This is a genomic window from Hymenobacter sp. AT01-02, assembly GCF_000961955.2.
Lineage (GTDB): Bacteria > Bacteroidota > Bacteroidia > Cytophagales > Hymenobacteraceae > Hymenobacter > Hymenobacter mucosus.
In genome coordinates this window covers 100,924-125,692 of record NZ_JZIR02000015.1, presented here as the reverse complement: position 1 = coordinate 125,692, position 24,769 = coordinate 100,924, and the positions used below count along the sequence as shown (strand labels likewise).

General features: G+C 54.9%; 21 protein-coding genes and 2 pseudogenes. 15 read left to right on the top strand and 8 right to left on the bottom strand.

The window, feature by feature from the left end; all coding sequences use genetic code 11:
• Positions 1 to 256: 256 nt before the first annotated feature.
• The 3 genes from VI25_RS06880 (at position 257) to VI25_RS06870 (ending at position 2,748) form a co-directional block, all read left to right on the top strand.
• On the top strand, positions 257 to 1,561 hold the full coding sequence (locus tag VI25_RS06880; protein WP_045687179.1) for a DUF349 domain-containing protein: 1,305 nt from the start codon (positions 257 to 259) through the stop codon (positions 1,559 to 1,561).
• A gap of 137 nt (positions 1,562 to 1,698) precedes the next feature.
• The gene (locus VI25_RS06875) at positions 1,699 to 1,920 is read left to right on the top strand and encodes a DUF2795 domain-containing protein (RefSeq protein ID WP_019948259.1); all 222 of its coding nucleotides are present in this window, start codon (positions 1,699 to 1,701) and stop codon (positions 1,918 to 1,920) included.
• Between the two features lie 36 nt (positions 1,921 to 1,956).
• Complete coding sequence (locus VI25_RS06870) at positions 1,957 to 2,748, top strand: ABC transporter ATP-binding protein (protein WP_236704932.1); 792 nt, start codon at positions 1,957 to 1,959, stop codon at positions 2,746 to 2,748.
• 39 nt (positions 2,749 to 2,787) lie between these two features.
• On the opposite strand, the gene VI25_RS27660 is transcribed toward VI25_RS06870, so the two are convergent.
• The 4 genes and pseudogenes from VI25_RS27660 to VI25_RS06845 all read right to left on the bottom strand — a co-directional run bounded on the left by VI25_RS27660 (position 2,788) and on the right by VI25_RS06845 (position 6,425).
• Positions 2,788 to 3,159: a lycopene cyclase family protein gene (locus VI25_RS27660; RefSeq protein ID WP_262489927.1), complete on the bottom strand. Its 372-nt coding sequence runs from the start codon at positions 3,157 to 3,159 to the stop codon at positions 2,788 to 2,790.
• Positions 3,069 to 3,976 (bottom strand): annotated as a pseudogene (locus VI25_RS26590) (lycopene cyclase family protein). The gene VI25_RS27660 and the pseudogene VI25_RS26590 overlap by 91 nt, the downstream one beginning before the upstream one ends.
• Before the next feature lie 100 nt (positions 3,977 to 4,076).
• Positions 4,077 to 4,940 carry a TIGR00730 family Rossman fold protein gene (locus VI25_RS06850; protein ID WP_089333230.1) on the bottom strand — a complete coding sequence of 288 codons (864 nt, stop codon included), beginning with the start codon at positions 4,938 to 4,940 and terminating at the stop codon, positions 4,077 to 4,079.
• A 225-nt stretch (positions 4,941 to 5,165) separates the two neighbouring features.
• Entirely contained in the window at positions 5,166 to 6,425 is a 1,260-nt protein-coding gene (locus VI25_RS06845) for an ABC transporter permease (RefSeq protein ID WP_045687180.1), read from the bottom strand.
• Positions 6,426 to 6,565: 140 nt separating this feature from the next.
• On the opposite strand from VI25_RS06845, the gene queA reads away from it, so the two are divergent.
• From queA to VI25_RS06820, 5 genes are all read left to right on the top strand, one after another.
• Positions 6,566 to 7,615 (top strand): tRNA preQ1(34) S-adenosylmethionine ribosyltransferase-isomerase QueA, encoded by a 1,050-nt coding sequence (gene queA, locus VI25_RS06840; protein WP_045687181.1) that lies wholly within the window; start codon positions 6,566 to 6,568, stop codon positions 7,613 to 7,615.
• A gap of 129 nt (positions 7,616 to 7,744) precedes the next feature.
• A complete protein-coding gene (locus VI25_RS06835; protein WP_072144762.1) occupies positions 7,745 to 8,452 on the top strand; it encodes a 2-C-methyl-D-erythritol 4-phosphate cytidylyltransferase in 708 nt (235 codons plus the stop codon).
• 240 nt (positions 8,453 to 8,692) lie between these two features.
• On the top strand, positions 8,693 to 9,271 hold the full coding sequence (locus tag VI25_RS06830) for a DUF4142 domain-containing protein (RefSeq protein WP_052694937.1): 579 nt from the start codon (positions 8,693 to 8,695) through the stop codon (positions 9,269 to 9,271).
• Between the two features lie 46 nt (positions 9,272 to 9,317).
• Positions 9,318 to 9,554, top strand: a complete 237-nt coding sequence (locus tag VI25_RS06825) for a hypothetical protein (protein WP_143437147.1) — start codon at positions 9,318 to 9,320, stop codon at positions 9,552 to 9,554.
• Between the two features lie 98 nt (positions 9,555 to 9,652).
• Positions 9,653 to 10,303: a DUF4142 domain-containing protein gene (locus tag VI25_RS06820; protein ID WP_143437146.1), complete on the top strand. Its 651-nt coding sequence runs from the start codon at positions 9,653 to 9,655 to the stop codon at positions 10,301 to 10,303.
• Positions 10,304 to 10,395: 92 nt separating this feature from the next.
• Here the strand turns inward: VI25_RS06820 and VI25_RS06815 are convergent, their stop codons facing one another.
• The gene (locus VI25_RS06815; RefSeq protein ID WP_045687183.1) at positions 10,396 to 10,803 is read right to left on the bottom strand and encodes a hypothetical protein; all 408 of its coding nucleotides are present in this window, start codon (positions 10,801 to 10,803) and stop codon (positions 10,396 to 10,398) included.
• A gap of 112 nt (positions 10,804 to 10,915) precedes the next feature.
• Complete coding sequence (gene uvrA, locus VI25_RS06810) at positions 10,916 to 13,786, bottom strand: excinuclease ABC subunit UvrA (protein WP_045687195.1); 2,871 nt, start codon at positions 13,784 to 13,786, stop codon at positions 10,916 to 10,918.
• A 532-nt stretch (positions 13,787 to 14,318) separates the two neighbouring features.
• On the opposite strand from uvrA, the gene VI25_RS06805 reads away from it, so the two are divergent.
• The 3 genes from VI25_RS06805 to VI25_RS06795 all read left to right on the top strand — a co-directional run bounded on the left by VI25_RS06805 (position 14,319) and on the right by VI25_RS06795 (position 16,112).
• On the top strand, positions 14,319 to 15,071 hold the full coding sequence (locus VI25_RS06805; RefSeq protein ID WP_052694939.1) for a hypothetical protein: 753 nt from the start codon (positions 14,319 to 14,321) through the stop codon (positions 15,069 to 15,071).
• Positions 15,072 to 15,250: 179 nt separating this feature from the next.
• The gene (locus VI25_RS06800) at positions 15,251 to 15,712 is read left to right on the top strand and encodes a hypothetical protein (protein WP_045687197.1); all 462 of its coding nucleotides are present in this window, start codon (positions 15,251 to 15,253) and stop codon (positions 15,710 to 15,712) included.
• A 148-nt stretch (positions 15,713 to 15,860) separates the two neighbouring features.
• Positions 15,861 to 16,112: a hypothetical protein gene (locus tag VI25_RS06795; RefSeq protein ID WP_045687198.1), complete on the top strand. Its 252-nt coding sequence runs from the start codon at positions 15,861 to 15,863 to the stop codon at positions 16,110 to 16,112.
• Between the two features lie 154 nt (positions 16,113 to 16,266).
• On the opposite strand, the pseudogene asnS reads toward VI25_RS06795, so the two are convergent.
• A pseudogene (gene asnS, locus VI25_RS06790) lies at positions 16,267 to 17,672 on the bottom strand (asparagine--tRNA ligase).
• A 266-nt stretch (positions 17,673 to 17,938) separates the two neighbouring features.
• Between asnS and rpoN the strand changes: the two are divergent.
• The 4 genes from rpoN to VI25_RS06770 all read left to right on the top strand — a co-directional run bounded on the left by rpoN (position 17,939) and on the right by VI25_RS06770 (position 23,981).
• On the top strand, positions 17,939 to 19,519 hold the full coding sequence (gene rpoN, locus VI25_RS06785) for an RNA polymerase factor sigma-54 (RefSeq protein ID WP_045687185.1): 1,581 nt from the start codon (positions 17,939 to 17,941) through the stop codon (positions 19,517 to 19,519).
• A 117-nt stretch (positions 19,520 to 19,636) separates the two neighbouring features.
• A complete protein-coding gene (locus VI25_RS06780) occupies positions 19,637 to 19,858 on the top strand; it encodes a hypothetical protein (protein ID WP_152981528.1) in 222 nt (73 codons plus the stop codon).
• The gene (locus VI25_RS06775) at positions 19,837 to 20,169 is read left to right on the top strand and encodes a hypothetical protein (protein WP_055562374.1); all 333 of its coding nucleotides are present in this window, start codon (positions 19,837 to 19,839) and stop codon (positions 20,167 to 20,169) included. The genes VI25_RS06780 and VI25_RS06775 overlap by 22 nt, the downstream gene beginning before the upstream one ends.
• A gap of 203 nt (positions 20,170 to 20,372) precedes the next feature.
• Positions 20,373 to 23,981, top strand: coding sequence for a PAS domain S-box protein (locus VI25_RS06770; RefSeq protein WP_052694942.1), 3,609 nt, complete (start codon positions 20,373 to 20,375; stop codon positions 23,979 to 23,981).
• On the opposite strand, the gene VI25_RS06765 is transcribed toward VI25_RS06770, so the two are convergent.
• Positions 23,978 to 24,709, bottom strand: a complete 732-nt coding sequence (locus VI25_RS06765) for a LytR/AlgR family response regulator transcription factor (RefSeq protein ID WP_045687187.1) — start codon at positions 24,707 to 24,709, stop codon at positions 23,978 to 23,980. The genes VI25_RS06770 and VI25_RS06765 overlap by 4 nt on opposite strands.
• Positions 24,710 to 24,769 lie beyond the last annotated feature (60 nt).

Below are 24,769 nucleotides of genomic sequence, written 5' to 3'. Positions count from 1 at the left end.
ATTCGCTCCTACCTGTATCTTGGGTCCTGATGATAACCGCGTTGGCTTTCTGTGCGTAGCCTCACAGTGCTATAACGGCAGTTTTGCAAACGAAACGGGAGCTTCCGTCTGCTAAGCTGTTGGCCAAAGGTAGGCAGCACTGTGAAAGAATCCACGACCGCCCACGACTGAGGAATTTGTCGACAAACCGTAAACTTGTACACCCTTTTGGCTTAACCTCCGACCTTTCCACCTATTCGCTCCCCTCTATCTGATTATGGAACAACACGACCACCTGCTGGCCGAAGCCCGTCGATACGGCTACATCGAGGGCGACCAGGTGTGGCTTCGTCCACTACTAGACCTACCGGCCCGTCAGGTCGGCCAAGTCAAAGAATCGGCTGATGCCTCGCTGGTATACTTCGCCCAGCGCTTCGGGCTCTTTCGCACTAAAGTGGAAGACCTTCTCCAGAAGATTGAGGAATCTGAAAACAAAGGCTCTTTCCTCATGAAAGCCCTGCACCTCAAGGAGCAGGTAGCAAGCTATGATGCCCTGGGTGACTTTGAAGGCCTACACCGCCGCCTTACGGAGGCCGAGGAGGGCATTAAGGTTACTATCGGCCGCAACCGCGAGAAAAATCTGGCCACCAAGATCAGCCTAATTCAGGAAGTAGAGGCGCTAGCCGATACCATTGACTGGCAGGCCGGCAGCGAAAAGATCAAGGACTTGCGCCAGGGCTGGATAAAAACCGGCCCCGTAGAGAAGCACCTCATCGACGAGTTGGAAGCACGCTTTCAGGCGGCCGTAGATACGTTCTTTGCGCATAAAAAGGAGTTCCTGGCCGAGAAGAAGGCCATGACCAACCGCGTATACGACCGGTACAAAGAGCTCATTCACAAGTCAGAGGCCCTGCAAAACTCAAACGAGTTTGAGGAAACTACCCGCAAGCTGAAACAACTTCAGCAGGAGTGGAAGGAAATTGATGGCTCTCTCCCCCGCAAGCAGGCCAACGACCTGTGGACACGTTTCCGCGCCGCCCACAACCACTTCTTTGAGCGCCTGAAAGTGCACATCGAAAGCAAGCGTGCTGAGCAGCAAACCGCCTCCCCTGGCGAAGATAACCTCAGCCGCAAGCGGGCCCTAGTAGCCGAAGCTCAAGCCCTGCTAAAGCGTCCCATGTCGGAGGCCGTGTCGCGGGCTAAGGAGCTGCAAGCTGCTTGGAAGAAAGTGGGTCCCGTACGCGGCGAAGAATCAGACCGCGTGTGGGAACAGTTCATTTTGGCGTGCGATAAGGTATTCGAATTAAGTGCCTTGGAGCACTACATTCGTAAGCGCCAACCTGGTGCTGAGCCCGGCACGCCCCAAGATCAGACTAACCAGCGCATTCTGGCGCTACGCGACTTCATCAAGCACGACCGCCAAGAGCAGGAGGTGCTGGAAGAGAACTTGGGCAAGCTCAACGACTCACTTGGCAACGACGCATTCCGAACCATGCTGCAAGGGAAGATTCGCGCTTTCGAGCGGAAAATTCGCACCAAAAACGACCTAATTGAGATGCTACGCCAGCGCTTGGCTAGCTAACCCAACTTTCGGCTACGTTTTACGTTGTCGTTTTCCGAAGCAACCCTGCACCTGTAACGGTGTCAGGCCTCATACACCGGCCGGATATTTGCGGCCGCCCACTTTTTGCCAACCTTTTTTTAGTAGCACACACGACTATGTACTGGACCCTAGAACTTGCTTCGTATCTGGAAGATGCGCCCTGGCCTGCCACCAAGGATGAGCTCATTGATTATTCCATCCGCTCGGGCGCTCCGATGGAGGTAGTAGAAAACCTGCAGGCTCTGGAAGACGACGGCCAGCCTTACGAGAACATTGAAGAAGTATGGCCGGACTACCCGACCAAGGAAGACTTCATGTTCAACGAGGACGAGTACTAGTACTGAATACTTGGCCTATAGAGCATACGCAGCACAATGAGTTCCCAGCAGAACACTGTAGATGCCGGGGCTCATTCCCGCGAATTCTCTAGCGCTCAAGCTTCTTTAGCAATAGACAACCTGATTGCGGGGTACGGACAGCGCGTCCTGCTCCGCAATTTGTGTTTTACAGTACCCGAGTCGGCCTTTGTTGCCATTGTGGGACATAATGGTAGCGGCAAAACCACACTGTTTCGTGCCCTTACGGGCCAACTGGCTTATCAAGGTACGGCGCACGTGCACGGGCAAGACTTGCGCCAAGTGCACCGTCCCGCTGCCAGTGGCTTGCTAGCTCACTTACCTCAACGTGGCAGTGTAGGGTTCTCCATATCGGTGCGGGAGCTAGTTGTGATGGGCCGCTTCCGCCACCATCGTTTCTTGAGCTCATATTCAACTCAAGATTATGCCCTGGCTGATGCGGCACTAACACAAGTAGGGGCGGTTCACTTAGCTAACCGTGACTTTACACAGCTTTCGGGTGGGGAACAGCAGCTTGTGTGGCTGGCCCAGCTTAGCTTGCAAGATGCAGCTCTTTATCTGCTTGACGAGCCCACCCAGCAGCTTGATGTGTACTACCGCCGCCGCGTATTCGACCTACTACAGGCCTGGGTCACGCAGCAGCACAGAACCATTTTGTGCATCACCCACGACCTTGATAACCTACCTGCGTTGCGGGGCTACCTCTTGAATTTATCGGCTCCTACGCCTACCCTACTGCCCCTCACTGCCGCAACCGTGCAAGAGGCCAAGACCTACTTGGAAAGCGAAGACAGCCTAACGGTAGTATAGCGGGGCAGGCTTGGTAAGAAAGCGTAGCAGTGCGTTTTGCTACTTCCCACGCTGCCCAGGCCGGCCGCGCAGCAGATGCCCAATGGAACGTAGGAAGGGCCAGGGTGTCACGGAGTTCATTACCTGCAAATTCTCCCAAGGCGAGGTGCGCTCATCCAAGAAATCAAAGATGCGCTCCACCGAATTGCGTCGAAATAGCTCCGTAAAGATGGCCCGGGTTTGCTCACCGTTCCGCTGCATAATGTCAAGCAGCAGCGTATCAAAAACGTGAAACTGCCACTTGTCGCCGGTAAGATCCTGCGGAGGCTTGCCGGCAGATGCTAGCGCCGCCACCAGCCGCGCCGAGTGGGCCTGGATGCGCTTAAAAGCATACCCTGTGCTAGGTTTAGCCCGACCCGCCCGCGTACCCAGGTTAATAATGCCAGGGCCTGCTCCTGCTGGCAAGGATGATCGGTCATGGGAATAGCGCCTACTTCCTCCGCTTCAATGCGGAAGTGCCCTACTCCTAGCGTGGTATGCAAGTAGTCGCGCATGGCGGCTTCGTATTCTGGCTTGGGCAGCGTAGTGCCAGAAAATAGCGTGTACTCTACCAAGGCTTTGCGTGGCTGAATGGTAGCACATACATAAACCTAGCCTCCTGGTGCTGCTCGCCCCGAAAGTCCATGAATTCTACCGTGGTGGGGTCGAATACATCCTGGTCGGTTTCTACCTCCCAGCCCACAAAATGCTGAAGTAGGTAGCGGTGCTTGCCGGGGTTCTGTTGTATCTGCGGGGGGCGGCTATCAAAGGCGTAGCGGGCCGTAAATTCCCCTGCTGAGGTGGTGGCTTGTACCCCTCCGCTGGCCGCGGCTTGCACCTGATGCACAGTAGCGGTACACCATGTAAACTGAGGCTGGCTGGCCAAGGCCTCCCGGACGTGTGTGTAGAAGTCGAGGCCCCGAATCATTTTGTACTGGTGGCGCGCCAGGGGAAACACTTGCTCAAACCAAGGGCTGCGAAAGGCTATTTTCTGCCACTCGTGCTTAACTATAGAATCAAATAACGTAGGTTCATCCGTCCAAAACGACCACGTCCGGTCATTTTGGTCTTTTGCCTCGGGCTCCACTAGCAGCACCCGTTTCTGTGCCAACCGTGGCTCTTGGCTGATATGGTACGCCAGGCTCAAGCCCGCTGCTCCGCCTCCTATAATGAGGTAGTCATAATCACGTACGGTGGCAGAAGTAAGCATACAGGAGGCAGTAAGTCAGACGAAGATAGGGGCAAATAAAAAGCCGGACGTAACCGTCCGGCTTCCTACCTACTATGATATATACGGCCAACAGCCGCGCTTAGAAGTTTGGCGAGAGCAAGTACTTGGAGTAGAATTCATCAATGATTTTCACCGCGTCCGCCGCGTTATCCACAATCTGCACCAGATGCATGTCCTCAGGAGAGATATTGTGCTCCTCGTGCAGCATCACATCTTCAATCCATTTGAACAGGCCGTTCCAATAGGCTGAGCCCACCAATACAATGGGGAAGCGGCCAATCTTCTTGGTCTGAATCAGGGTAATAGCTTCGAATAGCTCGTCGAGAGTGCCGAAGCCGCCCGGCATACCAATGAAGCCCTGGGCGTACTTTACAAACATCACCTTCCGGACAAAGAAGTAGTCAAAGTTAATAACCTTGTCTGGGTCAATGTAAATGTTGTGAAACTGCTCAAAGGGAAGCTCAATGTTCAATCCTACCGACTTGCCTCCTTCGGAGCGGGCCCCTTTGTTACCGGCTTCCATGATGCCGGGGCCGCCGCCCGTAATAACGCCGTAGCCGTGGCGTACCAACTTAGCCGCAATTTCTTCGGCCATCTGATAGTAGGGGTTTTCTGGCTTCGTGCGGGCCGAGCCAAAGATGGAAACGCACGGGCCGATCTTGGTCATCTTCTCGAAGCCCTCTACGAACTCGGCCATTACTTTAAAGATCTGCCAAGAGTCGGCAATCTTTATTTCATTCCAGTCTTTATCTACGAACGCCTTGCGAATGCGCTGCTCATCGTCTAGCTGTACGGTACGTTCACCGTGCGTTTGCTCACGAATATCACTGATAGTCTTTACTTTATTATCGTTGACATCGGGTTGAACGATAGTCTGCCCGCTGCCGGCATTTAGGGCTTGGTCGGCCGCTTTGGTGCGGCTGGTTTTTTTAAGCTTTGACATACACTACGCTGGAAAAGAGGTGGCACGGGCGGCCAGTAGCACAGGGCCACTGGAGATGTGGGATAACCCAGGCCAGGGTACAAGAATTAAGAAAAGGGCAAAAAGAAGGCCGCCCACGGAAGGAAGGCGACCAAAAATAGCGGGCGGCAAGTTAACAATTTGTTAATATCAGCCTAATTGATGTGGCTAAATTGTTACTGCTTTCGCCCGCTCGCCTAAATGGATTTATTGAGCCCGAATGGCAATAACCGGGTCGAGATTGGAAGCTAGCACTGCCGGAATAATGCCCGCCAATACCCCAATGACAACCGATACGGTAAGCCCCAAGGAGATATTACTGGCAGTGAGGAACAGGGGTAGAGCGTCCTGAGGGATAAGCGTAATTAGGAATACGAGTAAGATACCCGTTGCGCCACCCAGCAAACACAAAAACACAGCCTCGAATAAAAACTGGAATAGGATGAAGTAGTTTTTGGCGCCTAACGACTTCTGAATCCCAATGATGTTGGTGCGCTCCTTCACCGACACAAACATGATGTTGGCGATACCAAAGCCCCCAACCAGCATAGCAAAGGACCCAATAACGGCACCCGCAATGCCAATTACAGAAAACAGCTGGGTAATAGCGTTGGCCAGCATCTCCGGCCGATTCAGGGCAAAATTGTCTTCGTCGCGGGGCTGCAAGCCGCGAATGTTGCGCATGGTGCCCTTCAGTTCATATTCCAAGTCCAGCAAACCGGGGTCCTCATCCGTTCCTTTCACGGCAATGGTAGGCGCTACGCCGCCCATCCCATTGGTGCTTAGCGCGAACATCTTGGTGAACATTCCGAAGGGAATCAGGCAGTTCGTGTCGTTGCTGGGGGTGTCCAGCAGCTTCTTTCCCTCCTTTTCCATCACCCCTATCACCACAAACTTCTGCCCCCGCGTTTTGAACTCTTGGCCCAACGCCGACCGACCAGGAAATAAGTTCTCGGCAATGGTAGCACCAATAATGGCCACGTTGCGCGCGGCATCTACTTCCTGCTGGGTAAAGTAGCGCCCTTCCACCACGGGCACGTCCGACACCTGCCGATAATCAAAGCTGGCCCCTTGCAGATTACAGCTTTCCATGCTGTTGGTTCCTGCCCGAAACAAATTGCCGCTGGTACTGGCAAAAATGGCAATTCCCTTGTTGTTGGGGCCTAAGCTGCGCTGCAGTTCCCGAAACTCACGCACCGTGGGCACTGGCCGTTTAAAGTATTTCCACCAGGCAAAATTTCGGTCAAATACCCAGGGCCACTTGTTTACGTAAATCACCTTATCGCCCACGAAAGTCATACTCTGCCGAATATTGGCTTCGAGCGAATCGACCACGGTGAATACGGCAATAATGGCAAAGATACCCACCGTGACGCCCAGTAGAGAGAGAATGGTGCGTAGCAGGTTTGATTTCAGGGCTTGCCACGCAAAGCGGAAACTCTCCAAAGTGAGACGCAGAGCTTTCATGCAGAAACGGAGGTTCAGCTGGACGTGGGAAGGGCAATAAGCAGATTTCGGGCGAAAAGTAACGATTATTCCGACGCTAATCAGTACTTTTGCGGCTCAATTTTTTCATTAGGTTCCCCACCTATTGCCTTATCTGGCCTATGAAACTGACCGAGTTCAAATTTGACCTGCCTGAAAACCTGCTGGCGCAGCACCCGGCCAAAAACCGTGACGAGTCTCGTCTGATGGTACTGCACCGCGACAGCGGCAAGATTGAGCACCGTGTATTCAAGGATATCATCGAGTACTTCGGCGACGGCGACGTATTCGTGGTGAACGATACCAAAGTATTCCCAGCCCGCCTCTACGGCAACAAAGAGAAAACGGGAGCTCAGATCGAAGTGTTTTTGCTTCGTGAGCTGAACAAGGAGATTCACCTCTGGGACGTGTTGGTAGACCCAGCCCGTAAAATCCGGGTAGGCAACAAGCTTTACTTCGGCGAATCGGATATGGTAGCCGAGGTGATTGATAACACCACGTCGCGCGGGCGCACCATCAAGTTTCTATTTGATGGCTCCGATGAGGAGTTCTACAAGGCCCTGCACGACTTAGGCGAAACCCCCATTCCAAAGGAATTTATTCCGCGTGAAACGGAAGCTGCCGACAAGGAACGTTACCAGACCATCTACGCTAAGCACACGGGTGCAGTAGCAGCCCCATCGGCGGGCTTGCACTTCACCCGCGAAGTAATGAAGCGCCTGGAAATCAAAGGTGTAGACGTTGTCCCGGTAACCCTACACGTAGGCTTGGGTACGTTCCGCCCCGTTGACGTGGAAGACCTGACCAAGCATAAGATGGACTCCGAGAACTTCATCGTACCAGCCGATTCGGCTACGGTGGTAAACCGGGCCTTGGATGCCAAGAAGCGGGTATGTGCCGTGGGTACTACCTCCATGCGCGCCATGGAGTCGTCGGTATCGGCGCACTCTCGCCTGAAGCCAACTGAGGGCTGGACAGATCGGTTTATCTTCCCTCCGTATGACTTCAAAATCGCCAACGCGCTGCTGACCAACTTCCATACCCCGGAAAGCACGCTGATGATGATGGCCGCTGCCTTTGCTGGCTACGAGCTTCTAATTGAAGCGTACCAAACGGCTATTAAAGAGAAGTATAAGTTTTTCAGCTATGGCGACGCCATGCTGATTCTCTAAACCGAGCACATAACTGTCAGGCAGCACAGCATCCGCCTTACTAGTTTGCCTAAAAATAAAGGCCCAGCCGTTTCTAACGGCCGGGCCTTTATTTTTACCCAGAACTGTTCATCAACTCTTATTTCTTGCTTGGCTTTGTCATCTGCTGCCGCTTCCGCTCCCACTCAAACTCCACGCTTTGCTATCCTAGTGGCTGGCGGCAGCGGAACCCGCATGGGAGCCGACCGTCCCAAGCAGTTCTTAGAACTGCGGGGTGAGCCAGTGCTACTGCACACACTACGGCGTTTTTCGGAGGCAGCATTAGGAGTGCAAGAGTGCATAGTGGTGCTGCCGGCGGCGCAGTTTGAGACGTGGCAACAACTATGCACCCTGCATCACATCAAGCTTCCGCACACGGTAGTAGCCGGAGGCGAGTCGCGCTGGGCGTCCGTGCGAAATGGCCTAGCCCACCTCAACGCACAACCGGCCGGCATCATAGCAGTGCATGATGGCGTGCGCCCACTTACTCCACTAAGCGTTATTGAAGCTACCTATGCGGCGGCGGCGGTACATGGCGCTGCCATTGCAGCCGTCACGCCTAAAGACTCGGTGCGAGGCTTAAGCAAAGAAGGCTCCTACGCGCTCGACCGCTCACGCTTGCGCTTGGTGCAAACGCCCCAGTGCTTTGAATTGGGCCTGTTGCGTCGGGCCTACCAGCTGCCAGAGTTGTCTACCTTCACCGATGATGCTAGCGTTGTGGAGGACTTGCACTCCATTCACATAGTACCCGGCGACTACCGCAACCTAAAGATCACCACGCCCGAGGACTTGTTGCTAGCAGAGGCACTACTGGGTTAGTGCGGATAAATGACCTGGTATTTTCTATAGCTAACTAAATATCAGATAGCTTATTAGGTTACAAAAGACAGGGAGCTAAAGTGCCCCTCATCTGGAAGCAAGCTCCAGGGCGGGAATGTCGTAGGCTACCAATGGCGGTTATCTGAGAACTGCTGTATTTCCAACTGGCAATCTCAACTCCGCCTACGAGGGGCCGTATAGCCTGCAATACCTCTCATTTGCAGCTAATACCCCGCCTCTATGACCCTCTTTCGCCGCTTTTCTGCTGTTACCCTACTGCCGCTCCTGGTTGCCTGCTCCGGCGGGGAAAGCAATAAGGACCCCGTAGCTGAAGCGAAGTTCAAAAACGAGAGCCGCATCAGCAACGAGGCTGTTACGAAGAAGCAGGAGCAGGATGCCGAGTATGTGGTAAATTCTGCGAATCGCAACATGTTCATCCAGGAAATCAGCCAGGTAGCCCAGCGGAAAAGTACTTCGGCCAACGTAAAATATTTGGCCCAGAGCCTGATAGCTCAGCACACTACTGCTCAAACGGCTTTGCAAACCTTAGCAGCACAAAAAAGCCTAATACTGCCCAAAGGTTTGGGAGGCGACCAAGCTGACCAAGTGGGTGAGTTGGTGGCCCTCACTGGCGCGGCCTTCGACAAAAAGTACGCTGAACTACTTGTCAGAACACACAAGATGGCTATTGAAGCCGCTGATGATATGCGCGAGGAAGCTTACGACGGTGATATCCGCACCTTTGCCGACCAGCAGGTGAGCACGCTCAAGCAGCATTTAGAAGCAGCTGAACAGTTAGAGGATCAACTCGATAAGTAGTTTCTGCGTACCCTACCTCATCCATTCTCCATCAACCTTTCCACCTATGAAATTATCGATTTTTTCTGTCCTGACGCTGGCAGCGGCGTTGACCTTGAGCAGCTGCGGCGACGCTAACAAACGGACCGATGGCACAGCCGGCGAAGCCGTAAGCGACATGGACAAAGCAGTGGAAGAAGGCGGCGTACAAGCTGATGCTACCGTTATCGACAACGATGCGGGTCCCACTGTAACTGCAGATGCTGACTCAGCACTGGCCGCTGATTCTACAACCGACCAGTAACCTTTCCCCTCTCCAACTTAGCCAGGCCACGCTACGTGGTAGCCTGTAGCTACGTGCTTGCTCCTTCGCAGATCTTCCTCTCTCAAAACAACAACACTATGAAACGTTCTTTCCTGGGCCTAGCTATGGCGGCCCTCCTCGTAACTTCTGCATGCTCTAATTCCAATGAATCGTCGACGGCAACTACCGACACGGCTGCCACAGATGCCTCCATGTCTGGTGACACTAGCGGTGCTGCAGGCGCAATGAATACTGGAGCCATGCCCGACTCAGCAATGGGTGGCGGTGCTGCCGCTGCCGATCCGAATGGCCCTATGGCTCCCCACTCTACCGATGCGGAGTTCATGCAATCGGCCGCTGCTAGCGACCAGAATGAGATTCAACTGAGCAAGCTGGCCCTAGAAAAAGGAGTAACTGGCATGGCGAAAGACCACGCTAACCTTATGATTAAGGACCACACCAAATCGACTTCTGATTTGAAGCCTATTGCGCAGAAAAAGAACGTGACGCTACCTGCCGATATGGATGCTGAGCACAAGGCTATTGCGGCTGAAATGCGCAAGCTCTCCGGTAAGGAGTTTGAAACTAAGTACATGCAGCAAATGGTGACTGACCACCAGAAAACGCTGAACACAATGGTGGCTCACCAGAAAATGACCCAGGACGCCGACCTACAAGGCTTTATTGGTACGGTAACGCCAGTAGTTCAGAACCACCTGACCATGTTCAAGCAGCACGCTGCTATGTAAGCTTAGCTATTTCTTAGCTTACAGAAGCCCTTCCTCACTGTTGAGGAGGGGCTTTTCTTTTGTTGGTACTAGCAGCCGGTAGAGCGCGTGGCTCAAGGCATGGGCACTGCCGTCCAGTAGAGCTGGTTGGTGTCGCAGCCTAGCGTGGGGCTGTTCATGCAGAAGGTGCCGCTAGCACTGCTCTTGTCGATGCTGCCCGCTACTTCGAAGTGCCAAGCGGTGGCTCCCTCACTTGCTGGCTCGGGAGAAACGCCATGCAGTTTGCCTTCCCGAACTTCAAACGTGTTTTGAGGCCCGATTATCTGTCGTTTCAGGTCTCCACTACACCACCACACCCCGTCAAACGTGAAGTTAGAAACTCGTTGTCCATCGGGTGACAGTAAAAAACTGACTTTAGCGCCCTCTACGCCGTTTTGAATAGTACCCATCCAGCGGGTGGGCTTAGGCGGCGCGGTGGCAATAGCAGCGGCCAGCAGCAGCGGAAACGCAAGAACCTTCATAACAATAGGGTGTAGGACGAAGCTCTTAAAGTAAAAAATGCTCCGGTAGTAGTCAACCTGCGAGGGAAAACTGCTACCGGAGCATGGTGCCAGCTACTGCTCAGCTTAGCGCTTACATAGTTTCTATGTACTTACTGGTCTTCAACTCTTCGGCTAAGAAGCGGCTTGTGTGGCCCTTCCCCACTTTGGCTACCTGCTCAGGAGTGCCTTGCGCCACAATGGTACCGCCACCGGCCCCTCCTTCCGGACCGATATCAATGATGTGGTCCGCTACCTTAATCAAGTCCAAGTTGTGCTCAATGATAAGAACCGTATTCCCTTTGTCTACTAGCTTTTGCAGCACAGTAGACAGGTGGTTAATATCCTCGAAGTGCAGACCAGTCGTTGGCTCATCCAAGATGTAGAACGTCTTGCCGGTGTCCTTCTTGCTGAGTTCGGTGGCCAGCTTTACCCGTTGGGCCTCGCCGCCCGATAGCGTAGTAGCTTGCTGACCTAAGGTGAGGTAGCCCAACCCTACTTCGTTCAGGGTTTGAATCTTGCGCAGAATACGGGGCTGAAACTCAAAAAACTCCACCGCCTTTTCCACCGTCATGTCCAGCACATCGGTAATAGACTTTCCTTTGAAGCGCACTTCTAGGGTTTCGCGGTTGTAGCGGCGGCCTTTGCACGTTTCGCAGGGCACGTGCACATCAGGCAGGAAGTTCATCTCAATGGTTCGCATACCGGCGCCCTCACACGTTTCGCAGCGCCCACCTTTCACGTTGAAAGAGAAACGCCCTGGTCCGTAACCCCGAATTTTAGCTTCCGGCAAGGAAGAAAACAGTTGGCGTATTTCAGTGAACACTCCCGTGTAAGTAGCCGGGTTGGAACGCGGCGTACGGCCAATTGGCGACTGGTCTACCTCAATTACCTTATCAATGAGCTCAAGTCCTTCAATACCGCCGTGGGCCAGGGGCTCGCGCTTGGCGTTGAAGAAATGTTGATTCAGGATAGGGTACAGCGTATCGTGGATGAGCGACGATTTGCCGGAGCCCGAAACGCCCGTTACGGCGATAAGCTTACCCAGTGGGAACTTAGCCGTAACATTTTTGAGGTTGTGTCCTTTGGCATTCTTCAGCACCAGCTGGCCCCCATCGCCCTTGCGTTTCTGACGCCGCAACTCAATGTGCTTCTGCCCGCTGAGGTACTGTGAGGTCAGACTACCCGAGCTGAAGATTTCCGTGGGCGTACCCTCCGCCACAATATGCCCGCCGTGAATGCCAGCGCCCGGACCAATGTCCAGCACGTGGTCGGCATGCATAATCATGTCCTTATCGTGCTCCACTACTATCACCGAGTTGCCCAAGTCGCGTAAGTGTTGAAGAGCCTTGATCAGGCGTTCGTTGTCGCGCTGGTGCAAGCCAATGCTCGGCTCGTCCATGATGTAAAGCACACCTACGAGTTGGGTACCAATTTGAGTAGCCAAACGAATACGCTGCGACTCGCCGCCTGACAAGGTGCGCACCGACCGGTGCAGGTTTAGGTAGTCGAGGCCTACTTCTAGCAGGAACCCAATCCGCTTCCGAATTTCCTTTAGTAGCTCCCGCGCAATTAGGTTCTGCCGCTCCGAGAGGCGATTCTCAACTCCGTCGAACCAGCCCGCCAACTCGTTCAGGTCCATCACCGACAGCTCACCGATGTGCTTATCTGCAAGCTTAAAGTGCAACGACTCTTTTTTGAGCCGATAGCCGTGGCACTCGGGGCACTCCTGGGCCTGGGTGTACTGCTGAATCCACTCCCGAATATTTTCCGAATCAGATTCCATTTGCCGACGCAGGAACGGAATGATTCCCTCGAACGGCTCGGTGTAGTTTGCCTTTTTGGGGTCGGCATCTTCCTCAGCAATACCGTGGAGTAGCCGCTGCACCAAGTCCTCAGGTAGCTTTTCAATGGGCGTGCTCAGGCTAGCCTTGTTCTTTTTAACGATCAGGCTGAGCTGCTGGAAAATCCAGATGTCGCGGTACTCACCAAGCGGTGCAATGCCACCACGGCTGATGCTCAGCTTCTTATCGGGCATTACCGAGTCTTCGGTAATTTCCTGCACCTCCCCTAAGCCGTTGCAGGTAGGGCAGGCTCCGTAGGGAGAGTTGAAGCTGAATGTGTTAGGCGCCGGGTCATCGTAGGCAATGCCGGTGGTAGGGTCCATCAGGAAGCGGGAGAAGAACTGGGTGTTGTCCTTCTTCTTGTCGGCGTCCAGGACGAGCATAGTGCCCTTGCCCTGCGTTAGGGCATTCTGCACCGAACCCGACAGCCGGAAACGGTCCTCTTCCTTCACCAGCAACCGGTCGATAACAATTTCGATGTCGTGGATTTTGTAGCGGTCCACCTGCATCTTGGGCGTAATGTCGAGCAATTCGCCATCAACGCGCACCTTAGTAAAGCCTAGTTTAGCAATTTGCTGAAACAGCTCGCGGTAGTGCCCCTTCCGGCCCTTCACTACGGGCGCCAGCACTACCATCTTCTTGTTGTCGTAGTGCTTGAGGATGTAATTGATGATCTGGTCGTCGCTCTGCCGAATCATCTTCTCTCCCGTGGCGTAGCTAAAGGCCTCGGCCGTGCGGGCATAGAGCAAGCGTAAGAAGTCGTAAATCTCGGTGATGGTGCCCACCGTGGAGCGAGGGTTGCGCGAAGTGGTTTTCTGCTCAATGCTAATTACCGGCGACAACCCCTCAATTTTGTCCACATCGGGCCGCTCTAAGCCGCCCATAAATGAGCGGGCGTAGGCTGAAAACGTTTCCATGTAGCGGCGCTGGCCTTCTGCATAAATCGTATCGAATGCCAACGAGGACTTTCCAGAGCCAGAAATACCTGTAAACACTACCAAGCGCCCGCGCGGAATCTTGATTGACACATTCTTCAGGTTGTGCTCCCGGGCGCCGTACACTTCAATGTAGGGTGCTTCCAGGTCGGCGGCGGGCCCTACCAACTGCCCAGGAACAAGCATGCGGTTTTCTACCACGGCTTCATTCACTTGCTCAGAGCGCGGCACAGCTTGTACGGCCGCCGTAGCATGATGATTGGTACCATCGGCCACTGCCGCAGCGGTGGCTACGGGAGTTTTTGCGGTGGCTGCCTTTTTCTTGGGCGCCTGATTACTGGCAGCCGCCGTTGATTTGGACTTGGCCACACGCGAAGACGCAGGCGCCGGTGTGGCCGCGGCGGTGGTAGGAATAGGAGGAGCGGCAGTTGTTTTTTTAGCCATGCAGCAGCGGAGCGAATAAGTCTGCAAAGGTACGCAAAACAAGCCCCGGCGGCTACTCCGAATAGCTTATTTGCCAAGGAGATTGGCGGACTACTCGGGGCAAGAATAAGGGCTTGAAAGCACGCAGATGAGCCATAACACGGTTTGGCCCTGAAAGGTCCCGCTGGGTTTGAAAGAACTTTTAAACCTGGTGTCAGAATGTAGTCTAACAGGATGAATTATGGTGCGGCTTTTGCGTTTAGTAAAGAGTACGCTCCCTTGACCTTCTCTCCTTATGAAAAACTTGTTGAAATCGGGCTTGGTCTTAGCACTGGGGTTGCTGCTGCATAGCGGCACTGCTCAGGCGCAAGTCCGGGTGAACGTAAATATTCCGGTGTGGGGTCCTCCCGTCCCTACCAATGTGCAGTACTATTACATCCCGGAAATTGATGGGTATTACGACCTGTACACGCAGTCGTACCTCTTTTTTGACCCGGCGTATGGCGCTTGGATTAGCTCGCCGGTGCTACCCCGCGCCTACGCTTCGTACGACCCTCGGTTCTTTCACCCCGTCGTGATTCAGTACGTGGGTCGGCAGCCCTGGGGCTACCTCCCCGACCACCGCGCTTACTGCAATAAGTGGGGTGTGCAGCCAGGCCGCTACTACGGCCCCAACTGGCCGGGCCGTGGCTACAGTTACAGCGTAGGCCCCCGAGGCGCTTACCGGAATGATGGTTACTACGGTGGCCGTCCGTACAACCAAGGCGGTTATGCCCGTGGGGACTACCGCGACGACCGGGGCGGCTATTATGGCAACCGCAACGACAACCGGGGCGGTTACGACCGTGACGACCGCGGGGGCTATGACCGCAATGACCGTAATGGTAATGACCGGGGCGGTTACGATAACCGCAGCAGCCAAAACGCCCCGGGCAACTATAATGCACCAAATAACCAAGCTTCTCAGGGTGGACAGCGCGTACCTGGCAACTACAACAACGGTGCTAGCCAAAGCAGCGGCGGTAGAGGCCGCGGCCGACTAAACTAATTTCTAGTAACTACCTGCCAAGAAGGCTCCTCCGCTAGAGGAGCCTTTTTTGTGCTGCACAACTGAATGTGCTCCTTCACGGCTATTGAATCATTCTCAGAAGGTAAGACATATACCAGATGAATTTGGCCCCGTTCTTGTCTGGAGCTATGTATTCTCCCATCACACGCATTGCTTCCATGAAACTTCTTCCAAAGCTTGCTCTTTCTGGTTTGCTAGCCGGCTCCCTTTCCCTGCTTTCCTCTTCGGCGCAGGCTCAGGTCACCATCAATATCAACCCACCTTCTTGGGGACCTTCTACTCCCACAGGCACCGAGTACTACTACATTCCTGAAGCTAAGAGCTACTACGATCTGCGCGCTCAGCGCTATATCGTGTTGCAGAACGGCCAGTGGGTGCGGGTAGCTAACCTCAGCGGCTACGACCAGCGCAACTTCCACCCAGTGGTACTGGATTATCGTGGCTCGCAGCCCTGGTCTCAGTACAGCCGCCACCGCCAACTCTACCCGGCTAGCCTACCACCGGGCCAGGTTAAGCGCCTGGAAAGCGGTAAGGGCCTACCTCCCGGCCAAGCCAAGAAGGTGTACGGCGGCCACCCCGGTAACGGGAATGGGAAGGGCAACGGCAAAGGGAAGCACTAACCTAGTTGCGCCTATTCACAAGCACTTCGGGCCTCTCCTACCTAGCGTAGGGGAGGCTTTGCTTTGTATGTGACGCCTTTAGTTACCCGTAAGGACCCTTATAGCTGTTTTCTCGTAGATGAGTGTACTAACCCTACCCACTCTGTTTATGGCTACGTCCTCTTACACCCCCATCAACTGTTCTTTCTACGACGAGCTCGAAGCCCGCGCCACCACCGGCCAGCCTTGCACCCTCACCTACCGCACCGAGCCCGACACCCCGCCTAGCACCTACCACGGCACCATTCAAGACCTGTTCATCAAGGACAAAGTAGAGTACCTGCGCCTCGCCGACGGCTTCGAGCTGCGCCTAGATGCTCTGGTAGCCGTGGACGACAAAGAAATGCGGAATTACTGCTAGGTCACTTTCACCTCTACAGCTACGCCCTTAAGACCGGAGCGAAAAGCACTATCCGCTTTTTAGAGTGACGTACTAGCTTACTCTACACCTTACAACAGAAAGCGGCAGCCCCATCCGAGGCTGCCGCTTTCTGTTCTTTGCAATGAGCTGAGGCTTAAAACTCCGCACTCTTTGGGAAGCGGGGGAAGGGGATTACGTCGCGGATGTTGCCCATGCCAGTGACGAACAGGATGAGGCGCTCGAAGCCCAGGCCGAAGCCGGCGTGGGGCGCGGTGCCGTACTTGCGCAACTCCAGGTACCACCACAGGTCATGCTCGGGCACGTTCATTTCGGCCATGCGGGTAGTAAGCTTCTCCAGGCTTTCTTCCCGCTCCGAGCCGCCGATGATTTCGCCGATACCGGGGAAGAGCACGTCCATGGCCCGCACGGTTTTGCCGTCGTCGTTGAGCTTCATGTAAAAGGCCTTAATATCCTTGGGGTAGTTGGTCAGGATAACCGGCTTCTTGAAGTGCTTCTCCACCAAGTAGCGCTCATGCTCGCTCTGCAGGTCGGTGCCCCAGTCCACGGGGAATTCAAACTTCTGCTTGGCCGTTTTCAGGATTTCAACAGCCTCGGTATAGTTCAGGCGCTGGAATTCATTATCCACCACAAACTGCAGGCGCGTGAGCAGTTCCTTGTCGTACTGTTCGTTGAGGAACTTGAGGTCGTCTTGGCAGTTGTCGAGGGCATAGCGCACCAAGTAGCGGAGGAAATCCTCGGCCAGGTCCATGTTGTCCTGCAGGTCGTTGAAGGCCACTTCGGCTCAATCATCCAGAACTCAGCTAGGTGACGGGCCGTGTTGGAGTTTTCGGCCCGGAACGTGGGGCCGAAGGTATACACCTTGCCTAGTGCCATGGCCGTTACTTCGCCTTCCAGCTGCCCCGATACGGTTAGGTTGGTTTGCTTGCCGAAGAAGTCCTGCTTGTAGTCTACGGCCGATTTGTCTTCCGTCAGGGGCGGGTTTTGGTCGGGCAGCGTGCTTACGCGGAACATCTGGCCGGCACCTTCGGCATCGGAGCCCGTGATGATAGGCGTGTGCACGTAGTAGAAGCCGTGGTTATTGAAGTACTGGTGTACGGCAAACGCCATGGCGTGCCGGATGCGCAACACTGCTCCAAACGTGTTGGTGCGAGGGCGCAAGTGGGCGATTTCGCGCAGAAACTCGAGTGAGTGTCCTTTCTTCTGCAACGGATACGTTTCGGGGTCAGCCTTGCCGTAGACGGTAATTTCCGACGCTTGGATTTCTACGGTTTGTCCTTTGCCTTGCGAAGCCACCAGTTGGCCGCGCACCATCACGGCCGCGCCGTTGTCGACGCCGTCGGCCTTGAGTTTTTCCTCCGGAAACTGCTCGGCATTGGCTACCACCTGAATGGAATTAAAGCCAGAGCCATCGTTGACGGCAATGAACTGCACATATTTGTTGCCGCGGCGGGTGCGCACCCAGCCTTTCACCAGCACTTCACGGTCCAGCTCGGTGCTGTGCAACAGCTCCTGCACGCTGGTTTTTCGGAGGTCGGACATTGGTACTTTCGTTCTCAGGTTAATAGCACTAGAATACAGCAAAGGTAGAAGAAGAAAGGGGAAGCATTCACTTAGAACCCAGGGCGCGGGTTCATTCTCGTTCTTGCGAGGTGCAATGAGGCAGCGGCTCTGCCAAGCTTGTGGTGGTGAAACGGCAGCTTTGCGCCGCTTTATCCCAACATTTTCCCGTAAAGTCAAGTACAGAAAGGCCTATCTTTGACCTCATCCCCGTTTCGACCCCGGCGGGGCGTACGCGTTTTTAGAGTATGCAACGACTGGACATGAAGCAGCTTCTTTCGCAGAAGCTGAGCCCCCAACAAATACAATTTATTAAGCTGCTGCAGATACCAACAGCAGAGTTGGAAGCGCGCATTAAAGAAGAGCTGGAAGTAAACCCGGCCCTGGAGGAAGGCGATGATAATGAGGAGTACGAGGAAGAGGAGCGCGCCGACGACAGCGACGACGAGGAATACGACGACCCAGACTCGGAGTTCGACAACGACGATAACACACTAGACGAAGATTTCGATAACGACCAAGGCGAGGAGCAACCCGAAGTAGAGCTTCCTATCAAGGACGATGAACCGACCGACACGAAAGAGTCGGGCGATGATGATTTGGACCTGAGCGACTACCTCAACGACGACGAAATAGCCGGGTATAAAATGCAGGGCGACGGCCCTGGTGAAGACGAGGACGACCGGGAGATGCCGCTGGCTGATACCAGCGGCTCCTTGATAGACTCCTTACTGGATCAGCTGGGCTTCGCTAATCTCGATGAGCAACAAGAAGCTATTGGCCGCCAGCTCATCGGCTCCATCGACAACGACGGCTACATCCGCCGCGACTTGGCGGCCATTGCCAACGACCTGGCTTTCTCGCAAAACATTGAGGCGTCGGTAGCGGATGTTGAGAGCGTGCTGCACGTCATCCAAACCTTCGACCCGGCGGGTATTGGTGCGCGCGATTTGCAGGAGTGCTTGCTGCTGCAACTTGAGCGCCGCCCCCAAGACGAGATTACGGAAGCCGCCGAGCGGATTCTGCACGAGACCTACGACGAGTTTACCAAGAAACACTATCAGCGCATTCAGCAGCGCCTCGACCTAGAAGACGAGGAAATAAAAGAAGCTATTGCTCTGATTCTGAAGCTAAACCCCAAGCCCGGCGGCACTGGCCCGGTAGGCATGGGCAAGGTGCAGTACATCATTCCTGACTTTATCCTGACCCACGACAACGGCCAGTTCAATCTGACCCTCAACTCGCGCAACGCCCCGGATTTGCGCGTGTCGCCGGCCTACACGGAGATGTTCCAGGCCTACGATAAGGCGTCGAAGAAGGACAAGAAGATGAAGGAAGCCGTAACCTTCGTGAAGCAGAAGCTGGACTCGGCCCGATGGTTTATTGACGCCATTCGGCAGCGGCAAAATACCTTGCTGCGCACGATGGACGCCATTGTGCGCTACCAGCGTGATTTCTTCCAAGATGGCGACGAAAGTAAGCTGCGTCCTATGATTTTGAAGGACATTGCCACCGAAATAGGCATGGACATCAGTACCGTGAGCCGGGTAGCTAACTCCAAGTCTGTGCAAACGGAGTTCGGCATTTACCCACTCAAATACTTCTTCTCCGAAGGCATTGCCACCGACTCGGGCGAGGATGCCAGTAGCCGGGAAGTGAAGCATATTCTCAAGGAAATCATCGAGGGCGAGCAGAAAAACAAGCCGCTTTCAGACGATAAGCTGGAGAAAATGCTCAACGCCCGCGGCTACAACATTGCCCGCCGTACGGTAGCCAAGTACCGGGAGCAGTTGAACATCCCAGTAGCTCGGCTACGCAAGGAACTGTAGACCCATGTGCTACCAGCACAAGCAAAAAGGATGGCATGGCCATCCTTTTTGCTTATATACCCCTCGCTAGCAAAGCTGAAACGGCACGTCACTACGTATCTTCGCTATCGTTCTGTTTTGTTTCGTTTTCTCGTGCCGCGTTTTCTGGCGACGGTGCTTTCCGCGGTATTTCATCCGCTGCTGGTGCCTTCTTACTTGTTCTACATCGTTTGCTACCAGCTACCTGGCGTGGTGCTGCGCCCGTTGCTACCCGACCGGTGGCTGGTGCTTGGCGTAGTGTTGCTGTTCACGTTTGTGCTCCCCACGCTGGCTCCGGCATGCTGCTGTATGCGGGCCTGATAGACTCCCTGGAAATGCCTGAGCGCCGGCAGCGGGCGTGGCCCTTGCTATTGGCCACGGCCAGCTTTGGGGCTGCAGCCTTCTTGCTGCGCCGGCCAAGCTTCTTTGATGCCTTGCTGGGGCACATGATGCTGGGCATGATGATAGCCGTGCTTCTCACTTTCGTGATTACGTTGCGCTGGAAAATTTCGGCGCACGGGGTAGGGATGGGCGGGGCGCTAGGCCTATTTGGGTTGCTCTACCTCAGTGCGGACCTTATGCGGGTGTTTTATGGTGGCTGGTCGCTACCTGCATTCTGGCTGGGGCAGTAGGCAGCGCCCGGCTGGCCCTCAATGCCCATACGGAGGCGCAAGTATGGGCGGGGCTGGCACTGGGGGTAGGGCTAGTGCTAGGCTTGGGCACGGGCTTGGCACTGAGGTAGCGGCAATAACTACCCTATTTTGTGGGAGCTTCCTACGAACAGATGTATCTTACCAAGCCTATTTACTTTTTCCGGTAGCTCCTACCTCGCAGTATGCAAAACGTAGTCCCTTCACTGGATGCCGCTGCCCTGGCCGAACAGTTAGCACAGGAACGACTTGCGCGCCAAACCGCTGAGCAACACGTACGGGAACTCAAAAAACTGTTAGCAGCCAGTCAGAAAGTAGTCCGTCGCACAACTAGCAGCATTGCTGGCCTTACGCAGAAGCTGCGCGTAGCAGTATTAGTAGTACACCAGAATGGCACGGTAGCGCTGGTGAATGAGGAGTTCTGCGACTTATTTGAGGTAGCCGAAACAGCCGCTAAACAAGTAGGCAAACCAGTAGCACCCGTGTTAGAGCAGCTTGCCAACAGCACCGTTGCGCCTGCTGCTACTGCGGCCCGCCTGCAGGAGTTGCGCCACAACAACCAGCGCGTGCTAGGAGAACAATTGGCGCTGGCCGATGGCACGCTCTTGGATTTTGACTTCATCCCGATGAGTGGGGCCGATGAGCTCGTTCAAACCGGCTTCCTTCTCTCCTTCCACGACGTCACCCAGTCTCGCCGCACCGAGCAGTACTTGCATACCTTGTCGCGCATTCCGGGGCAGAACCCCAATCCGGTGATGCGCCTCCATGCCGATGGGCATTTGCTTTACGCCAATCCTTCGGCCGAGGCGATGCGCCGTGAGTACACCACGCCGTGGGCCGATACGGAGTTTGCCAGCCAGCTGCGTCACATATGCCAGCAGGCGCTAGCATCAGGCGAGCCAGCTCAGCAGGAAATTAGCTTTCTGGGCCGCTGCCATCAACTAGCTCTCACACCCTTTCCCGAAGACCAATACGTAAACCTCTACTTCACTGACGTTTCTAATCTGAAGGAAGCAGAAAAGCAGTTGGTGGACCAGCGGGAGTTTTACGAGACAATCCTAAACCAAATTCCGGCCGACATTGCAGTGCTGGACACTGAACACCGCTACCGGTTTGTGAACCCCGCTGCCATCCGCGACCCGGAGCTGCGCCGCTGGATTATTGGTCGCGACGATTTTGAGTACGTGCAGTATCGGCAGCGGCCCCAGGAATTGGCAGCGCAGCGCCGCCGGCTGTTTCTGCAAGCGGTGCAGCAGCGCACCGTAGTAGCGTGGGAGGAGAACATTATAACGCCAGAAGGACCCCGCCTAGCCTTGCGCCACATGCAACCGGTGTTCGGGCCCGATGATACCCTGCGCATGGTCATTGGCTATGGTATCGACATCACGGCCCGGCACGCAGCTGAGGAAGGCCTCCGGCAAAGCGAAAGCCGCCTGCAAGAACAACAAGAGTTCGTTCGTCAGGTAGTAGACTCTATCCCGAGCTTCATTTGGGTGACGAACGGGCAGGGTCGGGTTATCTTCAGCAACCGCGCTTTCGACGAAGTGGTAGCCCGTAGCGCCCACCGCGACGCCGACCAAACCCAACTCAGCAGCGCTGAGCTAGCTGAAATTCAACTATTTCAGGAGTCTGACGCGTTTGTAGTGCGTACCGGACAGGAATGGGTACGGCAAACATCCTACACCTTGCGCGACCAAACCCAGCTGTGGCTACAGACCACGAAACGCCCCCTTCGCCGAGCCGATGGTAGTTTAAATGTGCTCGGCGTCAGCATCGACATCACCGAGATGAAGGAGGCCCGCCAAACGCTGGAGCGCACTGCCAAGCAGTACCGCGACCTGATGCACTATTCCCAGGCCCTCATCTGCACGCACGACCTCGGGGGCAAGCTACTATCCGTAAACCCGGCGGCGGCCCAGTTGGTAGGCGCTACTTCTGAGCAGCTAGTAGGACGCTCCCTGTACGAGATACTCACTCCCGATGTGCATCGCCAACTGGCTGCCTACTTGGAGCAGGCCGGGCAGCAGCAGGAACTCACGGGGCTGATGACGCTGCGCGACCCGAGCGGGCGGGCCCACCACCTCATTTACAACAACTACCGCGTAGAGGAACCGGGCGAGACGCCCTACGTTATTGCCTACGGACAAGAGATTACCGAGCGTATTCAGGCCGAGCAGGAACTGCGCCGCGCGAAAGATGCCGCCGAAAACACGGCCAAAGCCAAAGAGAATTTCTTGGCCAACATGAGTCATGAGATTCGTACGCCCATTAATGGTGTACTCGGCATGGCGGGGCTGCTGGCCAAAACGTCGCTTGACCCGCTTCAGCAAAACCACTTGCGGATTCTGCGCAACTCTGGCCGGCACCTACTCAATGTCATCAACGATGTACTGGATGTAGCTAAAATAGAATCGGGCAAGCTGGACTTACAGCAAGTGCCCTTCGACATTGGCCATTCTGTGCAGGAGGCTATGCAAACCTTGGCATTCCGGGCCGAGGAAAAAGGTATTGGGTTCCGCATCCGCCACCTCGATTTGCCCAGCCCTGTCGTTATCGGTGACCCAGGCCGCATTAATCAGATTCTGCTCAACCTGCTTTCCAACGCTATCAAGTTTACGGAAGAAGGTCATGTAGAATTTGTAGCGCGCCCCCTACGCAATACCCCCGCAGAGCTCGAACTGGAATTTCAGGTGCACGATACTGGTATTGGCATTGCGCCGGAAAAGCTCGACACCATTTTCGAGAGCTTTTCCCAGGCCTACGCCGATATTTCCCGGCGCTTTGGGGGTACGGGGCTGGGCCTTACCATCAGCCGCCGGCTCGTGGAGCAGCTTGGTGGCCGCATGTGGGTAGAGAGTACGCTTGGTGAAGGCAGTACCTTTTACTTTTCTCTCACCCTGCCCAAGGCCGATCAGACGCTGCCAGTGGCTACCCCGCAACCTTCGCTAAACTACGAGCGGCTGCGTGGCATGCGCATTCTGCTGGTAGAAGATCATCCGGTCAATCAGCAGTTGGTGCAGTTAATACTGGAAGGATGGGGCGTAGAAACCCACGTGGCTTCCGATGGCTTAGAAGCCCTAACGCAGCTAGATGCCCGCCTCTACGATGTAGTGCTGATGGATATTCAGATGCCAGGCATGAGCGGGCTAGAGGTTTCACGGCGTTTGCGCCAGCACCCCGACCCGCTCCGTGCCTGCTCGCCCATTATTGCGCTTACCGCTAACGTGATGCGCACCGACGACGAAACTTACCGCGCCGCGGGCCTCGACTACCTGTCGAAACCGTTTGAAGAAGATGACTTATTTCGAAAAATTGAGGCCAACCTGCGTCCTGAGCCGGTAGCCCGGTTAGAGGAAGAACCGGCAGTAGCCGTAGCCCCTACCCCGTTCGTCAGTGCTGCTGCACCAGCAGAGGCCCCCTTAGCGGCACCGCTCTACAACCTTACCCGCTTGCACGAAACAGCCCGTGGCAGCACCATTTTCATGGAGAAAATCCTGACGTCGTTCAGGGCCCACACGCCACCGGCCTTGTTACGCCTGCAGGAAACCAGCGCCGCGGCTGACTGGCCCGCCGTGGGTGAGATAGTACACAAGCTCCGGCCTTCGCTACAGCTACTGGGCATTGACGCGGCGCACGATGTAGCCCTCTTAGAGCCGCTTTCCCGCCCCGAAGGTAAGCCAGCACCTAATCCGCAGGTATTGTTACCCGCGGTAGAGCGGCTAACCACCTTACTTACGGCCGTGCTCGAGGCCTTACCCCTATCACTGCACGACGGCAGTAAGGTTGGAAATTAGATGCGGTTCAGCTTACGGAAAAATGCTTCCTGGTAGGATTTGCCAATAGGCACGTGGTGCCCGCCGGGCACTACTGCCGCGCCATCCTCAATGGCTTCAATACGACGCATGTTCAGGATGTACGAACGGTGCACCCGCACAAAGTGGTCGAACGGCAAGCGTGCGTCCAGCGCCTTCATGGTAGTATAAACGATGTATTTCTGCTTGTCGGTGACGATAACCACGTAGTCCGACAGGGCTTCGATATAAATAACTTCATCGAAGTTGATGCGTACCATCTTGTTGTTCACCTTCACAAACAAGTCGTTGTCGGGCGGAGCGGTGGGAGGCGCCGGAGCAGGAACGACGGCTGGTGCAGCCACGCGCGCTTGCAAAGCCCGTTGCACGGCCCGGCTGAAGCGGGCATAGTCAAACGGCTTTACTAGGTAATCCGTCACCCGTAAGTCAAAGGCATCAACGGCAAAGTCTTCGTGGGCCGTGGTGAGAATGACGATGGGCGGGTCGGGGAGTACACGCAGCAGGTCAAGTCCATTGAGTTGGGGCATCTGCACATCCAGAAACAGTACATCCACCTTGTTGCCAGCCCGGAAGTAGTTCAGACCCTGCAGGGCATCGTCCATGGAAGTTACTAACGCTAATGAATCTGTCAACGAGATATAGTGCTCCAGCGTAAGCCGATTGATTTCTTCGTCGTCGATAATGGCACAGGTAAGTACAGGAGCAGTCATAAGCAGAAGCTAAAGGCGGGAAAGCACAGCGAGAGTAGGCAAAAATTTGGCCATACAATG

Bases quoted from the DNA above. Each gene is read 5' to 3' on its own strand.
- VI25_RS06765 (WP_045687187.1), bottom strand. From the start codon at position 24,709: ATGACTGCTCCTGTACTTACCTGTGCCATTATCGACGACGAAGAAATC.
- VI25_RS06845 (WP_045687180.1), bottom strand. From the start codon at position 6,425: ATGAAAGCTCTGCGTCTCACTTTGGAGAGTTTCCGCTTTGCGTGGCAA.
- VI25_RS06815 (WP_045687183.1), bottom strand. From the start codon at position 10,803: ATGAAGGTTCTTGCGTTTCCGCTGCTGCTGGCCGCTGCTATTGCCACC.
- VI25_RS06850 (WP_089333230.1), bottom strand. From the start codon at position 4,940: ATGTCAAAGCTTAAAAAAACCAGCCGCACCAAAGCGGCCGACCAAGCC.
- VI25_RS06770 (WP_052694942.1), top strand. From the start codon at position 20,373: ATGCAAAACGTAGTCCCTTCACTGGATGCCGCTGCCCTGGCCGAACAG.
- VI25_RS06830 (WP_052694937.1), top strand. From the start codon at position 8,693: ATGACCCTCTTTCGCCGCTTTTCTGCTGTTACCCTACTGCCGCTCCTG.
- VI25_RS06875 (WP_019948259.1), top strand. From the start codon at position 1,699: ATGTACTGGACCCTAGAACTTGCTTCGTATCTGGAAGATGCGCCCTGG.
- queA (WP_045687181.1), top strand. From the start codon at position 6,566: ATGAAACTGACCGAGTTCAAATTTGACCTGCCTGAAAACCTGCTGGCG.
- VI25_RS06880 (WP_045687179.1), top strand. From the start codon at position 257: ATGGAACAACACGACCACCTGCTGGCCGAAGCCCGTCGATACGGCTAC.
- VI25_RS06825 (WP_143437147.1), top strand. From the start codon at position 9,318: ATGAAATTATCGATTTTTTCTGTCCTGACGCTGGCAGCGGCGTTGACC.
- VI25_RS06775 (WP_055562374.1), top strand. From the start codon at position 19,837: ATGCTGCTGTATGCGGGCCTGATAGACTCCCTGGAAATGCCTGAGCGC.
- VI25_RS06800 (WP_045687197.1), top strand. From the start codon at position 15,251: ATGAAACTTCTTCCAAAGCTTGCTCTTTCTGGTTTGCTAGCCGGCTCC.
- VI25_RS06820 (WP_143437146.1), top strand. From the start codon at position 9,653: ATGAAACGTTCTTTCCTGGGCCTAGCTATGGCGGCCCTCCTCGTAACT.
- uvrA (WP_045687195.1), bottom strand. From the start codon at position 13,786: ATGCTTGTTCCTGGGCAGTTGGTAGGGCCCGCCGCCGACCTGGAAGCA.
- VI25_RS06795 (WP_045687198.1), top strand. From the start codon at position 15,861: ATGGCTACGTCCTCTTACACCCCCATCAACTGTTCTTTCTACGACGAG.
- VI25_RS06870 (WP_236704932.1), top strand. From the start codon at position 1,957: ATGAGTTCCCAGCAGAACACTGTAGATGCCGGGGCTCATTCCCGCGAA.
- VI25_RS06805 (WP_052694939.1), top strand. From the start codon at position 14,319: ATGAAAAACTTGTTGAAATCGGGCTTGGTCTTAGCACTGGGGTTGCTG.
- rpoN (WP_045687185.1), top strand. From the start codon at position 17,939: ATGCAACGACTGGACATGAAGCAGCTTCTTTCGCAGAAGCTGAGCCCC.